The organism is Marinobacter shengliensis (assembly GCF_030297115.1).
Classification (GTDB): Bacteria; Pseudomonadota; Gammaproteobacteria; order Pseudomonadales; family Oleiphilaceae; genus Marinobacter; species Marinobacter shengliensis.
In genome coordinates, this window is the sequence record NZ_AP028062.1 from 2,818,834 (window position 1) to 2,833,316 (window position 14,483).

General features: G+C 50.8%; 13 protein-coding genes. All 13 read right to left on the reverse strand.

Features of this window, described 5'->3' with window-relative positions; translation table 11 throughout:
• Nucleotides 1–7: 7 nt before the first annotated feature.
• Entirely contained in the window at nt 8–1,183 is a 1,176-nt protein-coding gene (locus QUE75_RS12930) for a DegT/DnrJ/EryC1/StrS family aminotransferase (protein ID WP_286250687.1), read from the reverse strand.
• A gap of 6 nt (nt 1,184–1,189) precedes the next feature.
• A complete protein-coding gene (locus QUE75_RS12935; RefSeq protein ID WP_318036574.1) occupies nt 1,190–1,816 on the reverse strand; it encodes an acetyltransferase in 627 nt (208 codons plus the stop codon).
• Nucleotides 1,816–2,412, reverse strand: a complete 597-nt coding sequence (locus tag QUE75_RS12940; RefSeq protein WP_286250691.1) for a sugar transferase — start codon at nt 2,410–2,412, stop codon at nt 1,816–1,818. Before QUE75_RS12940 ends, QUE75_RS12935 begins: the two co-directional genes overlap by 1 nt.
• A complete protein-coding gene (locus QUE75_RS12945) occupies nt 2,405–3,628 on the reverse strand; it encodes a glycosyltransferase family 4 protein (protein WP_286250692.1) in 1,224 nt (407 codons plus the stop codon). Before QUE75_RS12945 ends, QUE75_RS12940 begins: the two co-directional genes overlap by 8 nt.
• Entirely contained in the window at nt 3,625–4,758 is a 1,134-nt protein-coding gene (locus QUE75_RS12950; RefSeq protein WP_286250694.1) for a glycosyltransferase family 4 protein, read from the reverse strand. The genes QUE75_RS12945 and QUE75_RS12950 overlap by 4 nt, the downstream gene beginning before the upstream one ends.
• Nucleotides 4,751–5,809, reverse strand: coding sequence for a hypothetical protein (locus QUE75_RS12955; RefSeq protein WP_286250695.1), 1,059 nt, complete (start codon nt 5,807–5,809; stop codon nt 4,751–4,753). The genes QUE75_RS12950 and QUE75_RS12955 overlap by 8 nt, the downstream gene beginning before the upstream one ends.
• On the reverse strand, nt 5,806–7,107 hold the full coding sequence (locus tag QUE75_RS12960; protein ID WP_286250697.1) for a hypothetical protein: 1,302 nt from the start codon (nt 7,105–7,107) through the stop codon (nt 5,806–5,808). The genes QUE75_RS12955 and QUE75_RS12960 overlap by 4 nt, the downstream gene beginning before the upstream one ends.
• 1 nt (nt 7,108) lies before the next feature.
• The gene (locus QUE75_RS12965; RefSeq protein WP_286250699.1) at nt 7,109–8,086 is read right to left on the reverse strand and encodes a hypothetical protein; all 978 of its coding nucleotides are present in this window, start codon (nt 8,084–8,086) and stop codon (nt 7,109–7,111) included.
• A 4-nt stretch (nt 8,087–8,090) separates the two neighbouring features.
• A complete protein-coding gene (locus tag QUE75_RS12970) occupies nt 8,091–9,356 on the reverse strand; it encodes a lipopolysaccharide biosynthesis protein (RefSeq protein WP_286250701.1) in 1,266 nt (421 codons plus the stop codon).
• 213 nt (nt 9,357–9,569) lie between these two features.
• Entirely contained in the window at nt 9,570–10,628 is a 1,059-nt protein-coding gene (wecA, locus tag QUE75_RS12975) for a UDP-N-acetylglucosamine--undecaprenyl-phosphate N-acetylglucosaminephosphotransferase (RefSeq protein WP_286250702.1), read from the reverse strand.
• Between the two features lie 125 nt (nt 10,629–10,753).
• Entirely contained in the window at nt 10,754–11,788 is a 1,035-nt protein-coding gene (gene wecA / locus QUE75_RS12980) for a UDP-N-acetylglucosamine--undecaprenyl-phosphate N-acetylglucosaminephosphotransferase (RefSeq protein ID WP_286255692.1), read from the reverse strand.
• Between the two features lie 180 nt (nt 11,789–11,968).
• On the reverse strand, nt 11,969–13,735 hold the full coding sequence (locus QUE75_RS12985) for an SLC13 family permease (RefSeq protein ID WP_286250704.1): 1,767 nt from the start codon (nt 13,733–13,735) through the stop codon (nt 11,969–11,971).
• Nucleotides 13,736–13,809: 74 nt separating this feature from the next.
• Nucleotides 13,810–14,409 (reverse strand): adenylyl-sulfate kinase, encoded by a 600-nt coding sequence (gene cysC, locus QUE75_RS12990; protein ID WP_286250707.1) that lies wholly within the window; start codon nt 14,407–14,409, stop codon nt 13,810–13,812.
• Nucleotides 14,410–14,483: the final 74 nt, after the last annotated feature.

The following is a 14,483-nucleotide window of genomic DNA, read 5'->3' on the forward strand; positions in this document are numbered from 1 at the left end:
CCCAGGTTCAACAAGACGCCTTTGACATAACATCAGCAAGCACTTCAACCGTTTTTGCCATTTCAGTCTCCGTCAACGTGGGATGCACCAAAAACATCAGACTGGTCTCACCCATCTCACGGGCAACCGGTAACCGCTCTTCAGGTGCAAGAGACAAATCCTGAAAACATTTTTCAAGATAAACCTCAGAACAAGACCCGGAGAAACAAGGCACGCCTCGCTCAATAATGGCCGCCATAATCCGGTCACGATCCCACCCCGGCTTCAATCCGGCAGGCTCAATAAAGACATAGCACTTATAACCAGCATGGCCAATGTCGTCTGGCACAACAGGAACCCTCAAACCCTTGTGCTTGGAGGCCTCGGCCCAGATTAAATTACAGTTAGCCATCCTCGATCTTGTCCAATCGGCCATTCTGGTCAACTGAAATCGGCCGATTACCGCCTGCATCTCTGTCATCCGCCAGTTGGTACCGATACTCTCATGCAACCATCGAAAGCCGGGCGGATGCTCACGCTCATAAACCGCTTCCCAGCTTTTACCGTGATCCTTGAACGACCACATGCGAGACCATAACTCTCGATTATTAGTGGTCACCATGCCACCCTCGCCACCGGTCGTCATAATCTTGTCCTGGCAGAAAGACCAAGCCGCCACATCTCCCAAACCACCGACAGGCCGCCCTTTATAAGTGGCGCCATGGGCCTGGGCACAGTCTTCAATCACAAAAAGCCCATACTCGCGAGCCAGCGTGTTCAAGCTATCCATTTCGCACGGCCAACCGGCCAGATGCACCGCAATAATCGCCCGCGTGCGCTCGGTTACCAAGGGGCGAACTGTCTCCAAAGAAATATTCTGAGTGTCCCGATCCACGTCCGCGAACACCGGCGTAGCGCCTGCATTCACAATAGACGACGCAGAAGCCAAAAAGGTTCGGGAAGTAACAATCACCTCATCACCAACACCTATGCCCAAGCCCTTAAGCGCAAGGTCAAGAGCCACCGTGCCATTGGCAACTGCTAACGCATGATCGGTACCGGCAAACGCAGCAAACTCATTTTCGAACTCGCGGGCTTCGGTGCCGGTCCAGTAGTTCACCTTGTTTGATAAAAGCACCGAAGAGACAGCATTCGCCTCTTCCTGAGTAAAAGAAGGCCAAGGCGAGAACACAGTATTCAACATAAAAACTCAGTCCTGAAAACGAACGGGGCGAGCTGGAACGCCAACAATAGTCTGGCCGGCGGATTCATCTCGCAAAACAGTGCTACCCATACCAACCGTGACCTCATCACCTAACACCACCAGCTGCTTCACCGTAGCACCGGCGCCCACCCAAACCTTTCGCCCAACGGTAACGCCACCGGCGAGTACAGAGTTCGGGCTAAGGTGTGAAAAATCTCCGACCACGCAATCGTGCTCCACTACTGCACCCGTATTTACAATACAGCCCGCGCCCAGAGTAGCGCAGGCATTGATTGCCGCATTGGCAAACACAACGGTGCCGCTACCAACCGTGGCATGGGGGCTTACAACCGCAGAGGGGTGAAACACAGAGACCAACTTAAGCCCGGCAAACACCAGCTCCTGTTGTTTAGCCATACGAATGGCATTATTACCTATGGCAACAACCGCACCGTCAAACCCAGCAGCCTGAGCCAACAAATGCGAACCTGCGCCCACAACGTCCCAAGGACCGTTGTTTGCAACTACGGGCCAGGCATCATCGAAAAAAACAATCTCGGTCCAACCACTCAAACTGGCGGCATCAGCCACTACCTTGCCATGCCCACTGGCACCCAGAATTGCCAGCCGCATCACTCTTTAGTTCCAGTAAACTTTGACATCGTCACCTCACCCTGACCACTTATGCCATCCCGAATCAGCACTTTTTTTACCGTGAGAAACAGTATCTTCAAGTCCAGCCCAAAAGACTGATTATCCACATACCAAACATCCAGCTTAAACTTATCCTCCCACGAAATCGCATTACGGCCATTGATCTGAGCCCAACCTGTTACACCCGGGCGGACTTCGTGACGCCGGTACTGTTCCTTGGAATACAGTGGCAAATATTCCATTAGCAACGGACGCGGCCCAACCAAACTCATATCACCCTTCAGCACATTCCATAGTTCGGGAAGCTCATCAAGGCTTGTCGATCTTAGAATTCGACCAAATCGCGTAAGCCGGATATTATCTGGCAATAGGCGGCCGTGCTTATCACGCTTGTCGGTCATGGTTCGGAACTTAACCATCCTAAAGGGCTTACCATGAAGACCCGGACGCACTTGAACGAACAATACCGGTCTTCCCAACCAAATCCTGATCAACAGCGCCAGCAGAACCAGAATCGGAAGACTAACCCCTAAAACCAAAATAGCGATTGCAACGTCAAAAATGCGCTTACTCAACTGAATCACCAACTGCCAATTTCAACACATGCTCAAGCTTATTTGCCAACCGCCCTCGATCAAACTCCGTTCGTGCCAGTTTCAAAGCCGCTAAACCTGCCGCATCCGCCGCACCGGGATTCTTGATGAACGTTACAATCAACTCTGCGGCCGCTGCCGGGTCGTTTGCGGGGGTTTGGAACCCTGCCCCAGACTTTGCAAGCAGTTCTGCCTGCCAACCACCATGGTTCACAAAAATTGGACGGCCAGCTGCAAGAGAATCGAAAAACTTGTTCGCCGAATTGTGCCAAAGTGCTTTGTTATTAATAACGAGAGATGTGGTAATAGTAGCGGCATTCAGTAACGCTGGCATTTCGGCCTTGGTAACTGCGGGTTCCATAAAAAAGTTTCTATTGAGTACACCCTCCGACTCAGCCTTTTGCTCAACCTCACTCCACTCTGCACCCTCGCCAACAGCAAGAAATCGAACTTCCGGGTCCAAAGAAAGTGAGTGTTTTGCCACTTCAACCAAATAACCTACACCATTTACTTTGCCAAACGTCCCGGCATAGACAACGAGTGGGCGATCTTCCAACCAAGGCCTGGCTTGCCTGAATTCCGCTCCCAGGGTCTTCGGGACAGAAAAAAGCTCCATATCAGAACTGTTAGGGATCAGGTGCACTCGCTCTCTGGGATAGCCTGTGCGAACTATCCCATCACACATACCAGATGACAGTCCGACAACTTGATTCGAATTCCTATACGCCCAAGACTCCAACTTTTTGGCAAAAAATTTTGTAACAGGAGAGCGAAGAACCCCAAGCGCTATTGGAATCTCTGGCCAGAGATCTCTTACTTCAAAAACCATTGGCGCCCCAATAGTCCTCGCTGCCTTCACACCCGGGATGGCAATCGTTAGTGGGGTACTCGTAGCAAAAACAACATCCGCCTTAATTGACGAAGCGTATTTCCCTGCTTTCAGCGCAAATCTAAAAAACGCCTGCAAACGTTTCACAAAACCCATTGAATTTGAATAGGTCACAGGCAACCAATGCACCTGAATCCCATCAATCACTTCCTGGCTCCAACTGCCTCCGTGTGCTGGCTGGTCTGTTCGCGACGTAACCACATGAACTTCATGCCCCGCACTAACCAACCTCCGAGCCATCTCGTATGACCTCGTGCCGCCAGCCATCGAAGGGGTTTTAAAGTACTGATGCAGGTAAATAATCTTCATTGCACAACCTCGGCATATCGCTTGCCCACATACTCCCAGGAAAACTGGCTTAAGGTGCAACGCACTTGCGCGCTAGCAACCCCATTCTCAAACTGCAGCAGATTCCTTAACGAAGCCGAAATGCTATTCGTATCGAGGGGGTCCACCGCTTGCACAAAAGGAAAATCAAACATCCCATCGATTCCTTGGTGCCGAGTACAAACTACCGCACAACCTTGCGATAACGCCTCAAGATAGACCAGACCGAAAGTCTCAGTAACCGAGGGCATCGCGAATACGCGAGATGACTGATAAACCTCCTTGAGCTCCTCCTTGTTTCTAATCGTGCCGAGAACCTCAACAAATTCGGGCACAGGTTTCGCTAGCATTTCCTCGAGTTCGTCAACCTCACCTCCGACTAGCACAAGCTCCAACTGCGGGTAATCATCTAAAATCAACTCGCACGCATTCACCAGCCTCACCAGATTTTTATTTCGGTTAAACTTTCCGACATAGCAAACTCTGGCTTTACGAACCGCTTGCGTGCTCTCATTGTCTAACCAAAACGATTCGAGGCCATTTGGTATAACTGCTATTCGAGCAGCACTTTCATACAACTTAGGAAATCGAAGACTGAACGTTCTTCGATGCGCTTCACTCACGAAAACAAGGGCATGAGACCTACGCACCATCCACTTCATCAACCAGCGGTAATGCGGCAGGCCGGGAATGAAGACATTGATATCTGTATTTCTAACAACCAAAGTAAAGCTGATGCGCCTAAAGAAAGAGTAAAAAAATGCAACCATGCCGTCAGACCAAAAATTGTGCGCAATAATGGCCCTCGTTTTCTTATCGTCGAAAAACTCATTCAATGCTCTGAATACGCGAGAAAATACCCACCCAACCTTAACTAAAGGAAAAAAGCGCAAAATTCGGTTTCGGTAGAAAACCGGAGCCAGGCAAACTTTCGAATCACTATCATCAGCGACACTGAGTTCATCATAGGACCGGACAGGAATAATGAACGCCTGCTTTTGAAATTGCTTGCGCATATGATCGCCAATCAGCTTGTGGACGACTGAAGACGTATAATTATTGCAGAGGTGTATCAAATCGACAGAGTTGCCCTGCTTTAGCTCATCACTCATGTTTCAGCCCTTCTACTAAAGCGGCCGCTCCGTTCTGCCAAGTGCGCGCTGATAAAAACTCTTCAAATCTGCGGTCTTCACAGACGCCCAAGGCGCTCTCTAAATCAAATCGGCTTTTAGAGTGAAGATCTTCCCAAACGACACCGATACCACAATTTCTGACAATCGTGGCAGTCAAACCAACATCGTGTGTCAATACAGGGATACGGGAAGCAGCTGCATTGTACAACGTGTATGGAACAGATTGATCAGACAGAGATCGATATATGAAATCTATTTTTCCTTTTAAACGATTCTCATAAACCGCCCCTCCTTCGGGGAATAAAATCACATCCTCCCTCTCTCCCAACCTGCTGAATAGTTGAATAAAATGCCTTGACCTAAGGACTCGGGTATTGCAAACCACAACCATAACAACCTGGAGACTTTCCGCATTGAGAGCATCTAGAACAGCTTCTACCATAAAGAAGTGATGACACTTATCGGCGACAGCCGACGCACATAAGCCAATCAGGGGTTTCTGTTGTCGTACCCAAATAAAATCCTTCAAGACCTCAGAAATGCGCTCTGAAAAGTCCGGTGAAGCTATCGATTCTTCTGCGCCGAATGTGACGACGCCAAGCTTGCCCCTTCCCGATTGCAAAGTCGAAAACGCCAGTGGCAAAAGAAACTGATCCGTTACGTATACCTTTTTGGAAGCCCAACCGATAATCTTCCTTCGGAAACTGAGCATACCTGGATGATACATATAGGTTTCTCTATCAACGTTATGAACAATCCAGCGAACATGACCACCTAGAGAGAAACAAACGACGATACAAAGTAGATCGGACAAAAGCCTCAGAGCCGATCGAAAAGAATCAGGATAATCACCCAAATATCGGAAAACAAAAACAGGCCTCGACCTTTTTTTTATAGAAAATCTCAAAACTTCAAACCAATGAAAAAAAGGATGAGATTTCAACTCATGAACACCAACGCCATATTCTGAGCGAAGGACCGCTCCCCAATGGTAAGTTTTGATATCGCAATGTGGGAAAAAATAGATCATCCGGACGTTTTCCGTAACCGCCCAATTACATGCAGCACTGAACTTAACCCAACGCCACACCCAACAAAAAGGTAAATAGAAAATACTTTGAATATATCTCTTAGCCCCCAAAAATAAAAAGTCTTTAGGTTCATAGCGAGAATTGCGGCAGCACAAAGGAATAACACCACGGCCTCAGAGCCGACACGATGGGAAGACAAGATAGCCAGCCCAATCAAAACAAAAGGCACATACATCAGAATTAGCCCAACAATACCGTAACCGTGAAGAGCTCTCACATAGCCAACATCAGATGCCAAGAAGCCAGCGTCCACATTACGGCCTAAGTCACCTGTTCCCCAAATTAGGTCTAACCCAGAAACAGGAAGAAAATACATGCCCTTCAGAGCTGAAACAGACCCCATACTAGCTTCACCAGATTCCCTGTAATTTATTACGAGCTCGGCTGAGCGCTTGTATGCCCTCTCTTCACCAAGGAAACTTAAAAACTCACCAAAACTTAAAAAACTAAAAACGCAAAAAAATAAAAAAGCAAAAAATCCTTTTGTCAAATAACGGAAAGAAAACCGCTCCATCGAAACAGCGATCAACACTAACAACAGGCAAAATGTCAGCCCAACAATAATCACATATCCCGTTCTCGCCGATAACGCAAGAGATGCAAGAACCAGATATATACCAATAATAACGAAAACCACCTCAGCTAACTTCAAATCCTCCCATCGACGCAGCAGCATATAGAAACCAAGAATCGCAAAAAGAGCGTGGAGACCAGATAAACTATCCCCTCCTCCAGATGTCAACCCCGGAGACCTGATACCCATATCAACGAAATACTGCCCTTTTTCAGTTAACGGAATAACACTATATAGAAGTGAGGCGACAGTATCAGAAAAGAAAACCAGCATCATGATAATAGAGTGAAGAACACCAGAATAAAAAAGGTGCCAGGTTAAGTTCGAGGTAGAACTCTCACCATATGTCTTGTCATAAATCGAGGAAAGCCCACACCCCGCTATCAGAATAAAAAAACCAGAAAATACAGAATAGTAAAAATCCCGATCAAATATTCCATGAAAAAAGCTGGAAATAAACGCGTAACCCAAGAGAATAAGCAGCGCCATTAAAGGCAGCATCACAAGCTTAGCCAATCTAAGTGATTTAAAAATTGACAAAATACCGAACACAGAAAGTACTACAACAACAAAATATGGCAGATAAACTGTTACACCCAGAAGCCTTATAAAAGGCGCATAGATGAAAAAAAACAATAACGGGAAGGTAGCCAAAAACCTCACGTTAGTATCTCCGCCGGTACACCAGATAGCGACGGCGGAGGCGCATTCCATTGAACCTCAGAAACCTGACGAATACGCTCTGCAGTCTGCTATACCGCTTACTGTATTCCCATGCTTTAAACTGCTCCTGTACTGGCCCAGACAATACATCCAGCCACGTCTCCCGCGTTTTCCGCCTGTTGAATTTCTCAGATGCTTGCTTACCAGCACCCACCAGAGAGCTCCAATTGTCACCATCCTGAAGCCAGGAGATAGCGTTCAATAGCTGCGTCTGATCGGAAACCTGCAGATAATCAATGCCCGGTTTACCGACCTGTTCGTACGCGGAATCCATCCCTCCAACAAATGGCACCCCGGCAGCCCAAGCATTGAACAGCTTGGTCGGGGGCTTCTCAGGATGTTTCTTACCGTTAAGATCTCTCACAGCAACCAACACGTCGACGTCAGAAAAATCGTTCCATCTATGAGGAGACAACATAGAGATTCGCACCGGCCGTGCAAAAGCCGCTTGCTCTATCACGCGATTCAACTCAATGGAATTTTCTGGGATACCCGCGAATGCCACATTAAAAATACAATCGGGGTCAGGGGCCAGAGATGGCCGAGGGATCAGCCCTGGTTGGTCCCAATGGGGAACCCAATAATCTGCCTTACTCACAAGCTGGTTATGGTTCTGAACCAGACTACAGTTACCCGGGAAATAGACGCGCCTATCTGCAACCACAACAGCCACAAAAAATAAGTCTTTGTTTTGCAAATGAACGTAGTCATCAGCATGCATCACATTGACTTTCTGAGAGTCTGCAACTGCTGAGGCCGAAACATCGTAGCCCGTGTCCCTGAGCTCAAAGTAAGTTTGCACTAGCCAAGCCCACTCGCTTCGAACAAATTTGTGCCAATTTTCATGCACACTGCCGGTTAGCTCGGCCCACCCCGTAAACTCCGTACGGTCGGACATCACGAAATGAATACCCGCCATACCTTTAAACCGCCCTTTTATTGATCACATAGATCTTAGAACACAAAACAAAAATTGCCTGTGCAGCCAGGCAAGCCAGCGCACCAATGGCGCCTGATGTTGGCACTACCAGCCAAAACCCTACTAACAACAACCCATTTGCTATCAATAGTATTAGCAGGTTGGCTTTAATGTATCCGAGCGCTATAAAAAGCGAATGAACGGGAGTGAAAATGTTGTCCAGGCTTTTTACTGCAACTGCAAACAAGAAGAGAGCCCATACAGCTCCGTAGTCGGAACCCAACACCAAAGGCACCAACGAAGGTAAAAGTGGCCAAGAGACCAGAACCAACACGGCAGACACCGCCGTTAATAACATCGATGACCTCAAGGTTATTCGAACCGCTCCTGCACGGTCCCTCTTAGCCAGCATTTTCGACTGAACGGGGTAGACTGCCTGGTACATTGGAGAAGATACTTTTCCTACAAGCGCCATTCCTTGGCGAGCAATTTTGTAAACGCCAGCAGCACGTTCTCCAGCTAAAAGGCCAACGATCACAACATCAAACTCTTTTGCTGGTAAGTCAGCGGCTACTGCAACGTTCGTCCAAACCATAAATCGAATGACTTCAGCCTCAAGCCCAACACCCTCAGAAAAGATTTTCAGGTTATAGCGGGCTCTGAACTTAAAAAATGCCATCAGCGTGAGGCCAAATTGCATCAGAATTTCTGTGGCGGCCCAAACTGCAAGAAAACCCAAGATTCCCCAATCTAGATATACGCCGACTAAAACAAGCGCGAGTTTGACTATGGAAGCTACGAGTTGAACATAGACTTGCCCCCAATAGTCCTCCAACAGCCGAAAAATCCCGATGGCGCTTCCAGAAATCTTTGAACCAACAACCAGTCCGAAGATTGCACCCGCAAAACGGGTATCAGCAGACCATTCCATCCAAAATCCAAGAAGGTAGATCGATAAGCAGGCAACTCCCGCACCGATCAACGCCGTAATCACATCAAAAAGGAAACAGCCGGCGACAAGACGTGGCAAACCACCGCCTTTTTTCGAATTATCATCAACCAGTTCACTCCCGAAGCGCACAATCGCTTGCCAGCTTTGAAAGTTAACCAACCGATCAATTACCAAAACAGCACTGGTACACAGAGCAAATATCCCGAAAACGTCAGGCCCCAACTGGCGCGCAACGAGGATGAACGAAATAACCGCCATAATGGAAACCAGCATCCCACCAGAGAACAGAATGGATGCATTAGAGACCAGCGCTTTCAATGCGGAACCAGAAGAGGTATTTCCCGGATTCTGTAACAAAATGGTTGGGCCTCGAACCACGGTTAGAACAGGTCAACAGGTGGAATAGTGTTACGTTAGGGGCGCGATTGTACGCCAATCAGAGGGCAAACTCAGTTACCAGGAGTAAAGGTACGCCCCAGAAAGCGAAAAGCCGGCAAACGCCGGCCTCGATCACTCAAGCACCCAAGGCTACTAATGCCCAGCCCGCCTCCGAAACAAAACCAACAACCGCCAAACATGGCTCAAAGACCAATCATAAACCGCGAACAGGCCCACAAACGCGGTAAACATCAGCCATTCAGCCACATCAAAATACTCGCCCGCCAGACCAATACCGGCGAACACCAGGGCAACAATCGTAATCATCAGTAATGCTTCGCGGTCTGAGAAACCGGCGCGCATGAAGATATGGTGCAGGTGCTCTCTGTCTGGCTTCATCAACGACTGCCCCTTGCGGGCACGGCGCACCATAATGGCCACCATATCCATCAGCGGAATGGCAATAATCCAAAGCGCGGTTACTGGCCGCATGGCCATCTCCCCTGGCTGGGTGGCGTTCACCAGCAGCCAAACCACGGCAAACCCGATAAACATAGAGCCCGCATCGCCCATAAAGATCCGGCAACGGAACGGGGGAATGCGCAGGTTCGCCATCATATAGGGTACCAACGCACACGCTATCGCAATGGCCAGCACGAGCTCTGCGTTAAAACGGGCGTCTGCCATAAACACAAATGCCAGCGAGACCAACGCCACCAGCGACAAGCTGCCAGCCAGGCCGTCGATGCCGTCTACCATATTGAATGCGTTGGTAGCGCCAATCACCGCCGCGATGGTTACCCAGGGCCCCAGATAACCAAGCGAAATCTCGCCAAAGCCAAACAAGTCACCGAACGTGGTCAACGAAATGCCGGAACCGAAGGTGAGCACAGCCCCCAACACCACCTGCACCGCCAGCCGAAACTTGGCCGGCAAATCACGGGCATCATCCACGGCACCCACCATCACCAGCAAGGCGGCGCATACCAAAAAAAGGCTGTGGGCACTCGCCACCGGCATCCATATCAGCCAGGCAACACCAAAGCCCACAAACGCGCTTAAACCGCCGATTAACGGAACAGCGCCTTTATGCAGCTTACGGTGATCTGGTTGATCGAGGAGTTTCACCCTCTGCGCCACCGGGCGCAGAACGATCATAGAGAGGAGTGCAAAAAATCCAGCCAGAAGGCCGGTAGAACTAGCCGCTTCCATGTGAGGTCTCGATAAGAACGTTGAAGCTACCGCGAATCCGGCAGTCACAATTGCCGAACTAAACAGTAACTACTTTACACCATATTCACGAAGGGGAAACGCAAAGCCAGGTGATTTCACGAACTTTAACGCAACCGCCTGGCGCCAAGCGCCACCTCGTAACGGAACAACCTGAGCAAGCGCCATACATGCTGCAAAGACCAGTCGTATGCCGCAAACACCGCCAGGAACACCGCAAACATTACCCACTCCGCCACACCCAGGGCCTCGCCAATCAGCCCGAAGGCGGCCATCAGCACGGCCACAAACGTAATCACCAAAAGCGTTTGCCGCTGGGTAAAGCCCGCCCTCAAAAAAATATGATGAAGGTGTTCTTTATCAGGCAGCATCATCGACTGCCCCTTTCGGGCACGGCGGATCATAATCGCGACCATGTCCATCAGCGGCACCGCGATAATCCACAACGCCGTGACCGGCCGCATAACAGCCTGCTCCCCTTGGGTGGCGCAAATTAGCAGCCACACCACGGCAAACCCGATAAACATAGAGCCGGCATCACCAAAAAACACCTTACCGCCGCGGTCCAGCACCTGAAGATTGGCCAACAGATACGGAATCAGCGCCACTGCTATCCCGATGGTCAGCAACAGCTCCTGCGTGTGCGCCCCGGAAGCACTGAATAGATACGCCAGCGCCAACAAAGTGACCAGGCTCAGCGAGCCTAGCAACCCATCAATGCCATCTACCATATTGAACGCATTGGTGGCACCAATCACGGCTGCGATGCTAACGAGAACACCCAAGGTGCTGCCCAGCACAACCGGCCCCATTCCTAACAAGTCACCCAGGTTGACCAGATACTGGCCAGAACCCAACACAAGAACCGCCCCTACACACACCTGCACACCCAACCGAAACTTTGCCGGCAGGTCCCGAGCGTCGTCCAGAACACCAACACATACCAACACACCGGAACACAGTAAAAACAGAAAAAGTGATGGGCCTAGCGGAGCAAACAGAACCAGCGAAACGGCGCACCCCAAGTACGCACTTAACCCACCAACCAGGGGAACCTGGCCAGTGTGTACTGTACGTTCGTTAGGGGTATCTAACAGCCCAAGGTTGGGGGCCAAAGACCGAAAGGCAGACAAGGAGAACATGGCAAGCAGAGCGCCGACCAACCAAACAAACGAAAAATTAGCCACCGCAGCCTCCGTGCTTGTTAACTAGACGACATGTAATTTTATAGCACAGTTTATATTATGCCAACATTATTTCGTTACAATGACACTCCGGGAGGATTTGTGCAACGATGGAATTCGCGCTTTGCACCCACCCGATCAAAACTCCCAAACCAAAGGGATCAACCCAATCGCCACACTTGCCACCAACAACGACAACGGCGTACCAATCCGAACATAATCCGTAAACCGATAACGGCCTGGGCCATACACCATGAGATTCGTCTGATACCCCAGCGGGGTGATGAACGAAGCCGATGCCGCAAACATCACCGCCACTGCAAAGGGCAAAAAATTCACTCCCAACTGCTCAGACACCGCCAGTGCAATCGGAAACATCAACACAGCCGCCGCATTATTGGTGATGACTTCCGTGAATATCGCCGTCAGCACGTACACCAAAGCCAGCGCCAACCAAGGCGTTAACGGCCCGAATCCCAGCAAACCGCCAGCAACCCACTGTGCTGCCCCGGTTTCCGTCATCGCATTGCCCAGTGCAAAAGAAGACGCAATCACCACCAGCACCGGTAAATCCACGCTGCGGCGGGCGCGGCTGGCTGTAAGGCAACCACTGACTATCATCGCGCCTGAAGCCAAAAAGGCAGCTTCCAGAATCGATAAGAGCCCAGATGCGCTGAGCAGTACCATCACGGCCAGAATACCCAGCGCTCGCGGGGCCTTATGAAAATCAGGCGGGGTGGAGTCGTTTAGAGCGCTCACCAACAAAAAATCTCGCCGGAACCGATACTGCTCCGCAAACTCATGGCTGGCCTCCAGCAGCAGCGTATCGCCCATGCGGAAGGTGATATCACCCAGCTTTCCGGGCACGCGCTTGCCCTCTCGGGACACAGACAGAATCACCGCATTAAAACGAGTCCGAAACCGGCTATCCCGAATGGTTTTATTCAATGCCGGGAATTCAGGCCCCAACACCACCTCAACCAGGCAGCGCTGATGATTCTTGATCTCCAGCTTGTGAACACTGCCATTAGCTGGCTTTAACCCCTGAATTCGGCGCAACTCACTGGCGCATTCCGGGGCACCAACAAAGTAAAGCTTATCCCCCGGCTGCAAGGTACGGTCTGGCTCCACGGCGGTAATCAGCCGACCACCGCGGTCAATTTCCGTCAGATAACCGTATGTCAGGGCCCGCAAACCGGCCTGGGCGATGGTTTTGCCCACCAAAGGCCCGGGGCTCTCCACCTCAACCTCCACACCGTACTCGCGCACCTGGTCGAGCTCTTCACTCAAACCGCCCCGGTCGGGCAGCAACCTGTGACCTACCAGAATCAGAAACGCTCCACCAATCACCAGCAGGGGAACACCCACCCAGGCTAGCTCGAACAAGCCCAGATTAATCCCCAACCGGCTCTGCAACATACCATCAACCACCAGGTTGGTGCTGGTGCCAATCAACGTACAGGTACCGCCCAGAATCGCTGCGTAGCTTAGCGGCAACAATAATTTGGAAGCCGGAATGCCCAGGCGCTGCGCCCAATCCTGAATGGCGGGAATAAACATGGCCACCACGGCCGTATTGTTCATAAAGCCACTCAGTACGCCCGTGGGTGCAATCATTCGCAACTGCGCGGCCCGTTGGTTTTTTGGGTGACCCAGCAACAACCGGGCGATCCACTGCACCGCCCCGGTTTCCTTCAACCCGGCGGCCACCACATACAACGTGGCAATGGTGATCACCCCTGGGTTTGCAAATCCAGCCAAGGCATCCACCGGCCCCAACACCCCAAATACCAACAACAATGCCAGTGCCGCCATCAGCACCAGGTCTGCAGAAACACGCGTCAGCGCCAGGGTACCCAACACCCCCACCAGCATCATCAGCGTAAAAACACCCTGCCATTCCATGCGTTCAGCTACTCCAATTTGGGGTCAGACCCCAAGACATTTCGAGGTGCCAAATGTACTGGGGTCTGACCCCATTATTTGCTTGCGATTAATTCGCGTTCTAACAGATAGTCGATGAGGGAGTTCACGCACTCGTCTACCGTATTGCGGGAGGTATCGAGGCGGATTTCTGGGTGTGAAGGCACTTCGTAGGGGGAATCAATGCCGGTGAAGTGCTTGATTTCGCCGGCGCGGGCTTTCTTGTAGAGGCCCTTGGGGTCGCGCTCTTCACAGGTATTCATTGGCGTATCCATAAACACTTCAATGAATTCGCCGGCCGGGAACAGCTTGCGCACCATGCGGCGTTCGCTGGTGAAGGGGGAAATGAAGGCGCTCATGACGATCAGGCCCGCGTCGGCGAAGAGTTTGCACACTTCACCTACCCGGCGGATGTTTTCTACCCGGTCGTCGTCGGAAAAGCCCAGATCGCTGCACAGGCCGTGGCGCACGTTATCACCGTCCAGCAGGAAAGTGTGGTAACCGCGTTCGTGCAGGGCGACGTCCAGGGCGTTGGCGATGGTGGATTTGCCAGAGCCACTCAGGCCGGTGAACCAGAGCAGGCAGGGCTTCTGGTTTTTGTTGGCGGAGCGCTCGGCGCGGGTGATTTTGTGGTCGTGCCAGACTATGTTGTTCAACTTCTGATTCCTTTAGCTTTGGTGTTTGCCGCTGGCAGAGGGGTGGGGTCTGACCCCGAGGGGTCAGACCCCTT

Excerpts from the sequence above, each read along its gene's own strand:
- QUE75_RS12985 (WP_286250704.1), bottom strand. The coding sequence starts at position 13,735 with ATGGAATGGCAGGGTGTTTTTACGCTGATGATGCTGGTGGGGGTGTTG.
- QUE75_RS12935 (WP_318036574.1), bottom strand. The coding sequence starts at position 1,816 with ATGCGGCTGGCAATTCTGGGTGCCAGTGGGCATGGCAAGGTAGTGGCT.
- QUE75_RS12965 (WP_286250699.1), bottom strand. The coding sequence starts at position 8,086 with ATGGCGGGTATTCATTTCGTGATGTCCGACCGTACGGAGTTTACGGGG.
- QUE75_RS12945 (WP_286250692.1), bottom strand. The coding sequence starts at position 3,628 with ATGAAGATTATTTACCTGCATCAGTACTTTAAAACCCCTTCGATGGCT.
- wecA (WP_286255692.1), bottom strand. The coding sequence starts at position 11,788 with ATGTTCTCCTTGTCTGCCTTTCGGTCTTTGGCCCCCAACCTTGGGCTG.
- wecA (WP_286250702.1), bottom strand. The coding sequence starts at position 10,628 with ATGGAAGCGGCTAGTTCTACCGGCCTTCTGGCTGGATTTTTTGCACTC.
- QUE75_RS12930 (WP_286250687.1), bottom strand. The coding sequence starts at position 1,183 with ATGTTGAATACTGTGTTCTCGCCTTGGCCTTCTTTTACTCAGGAAGAG.
- QUE75_RS12950 (WP_286250694.1), bottom strand. The coding sequence starts at position 4,758 with ATGAGTGATGAGCTAAAGCAGGGCAACTCTGTCGATTTGATACACCTC.
- QUE75_RS12955 (WP_286250695.1), bottom strand. The coding sequence starts at position 5,809 with ATGATCTATTTTTTCCCACATTGCGATATCAAAACTTACCATTGGGGA.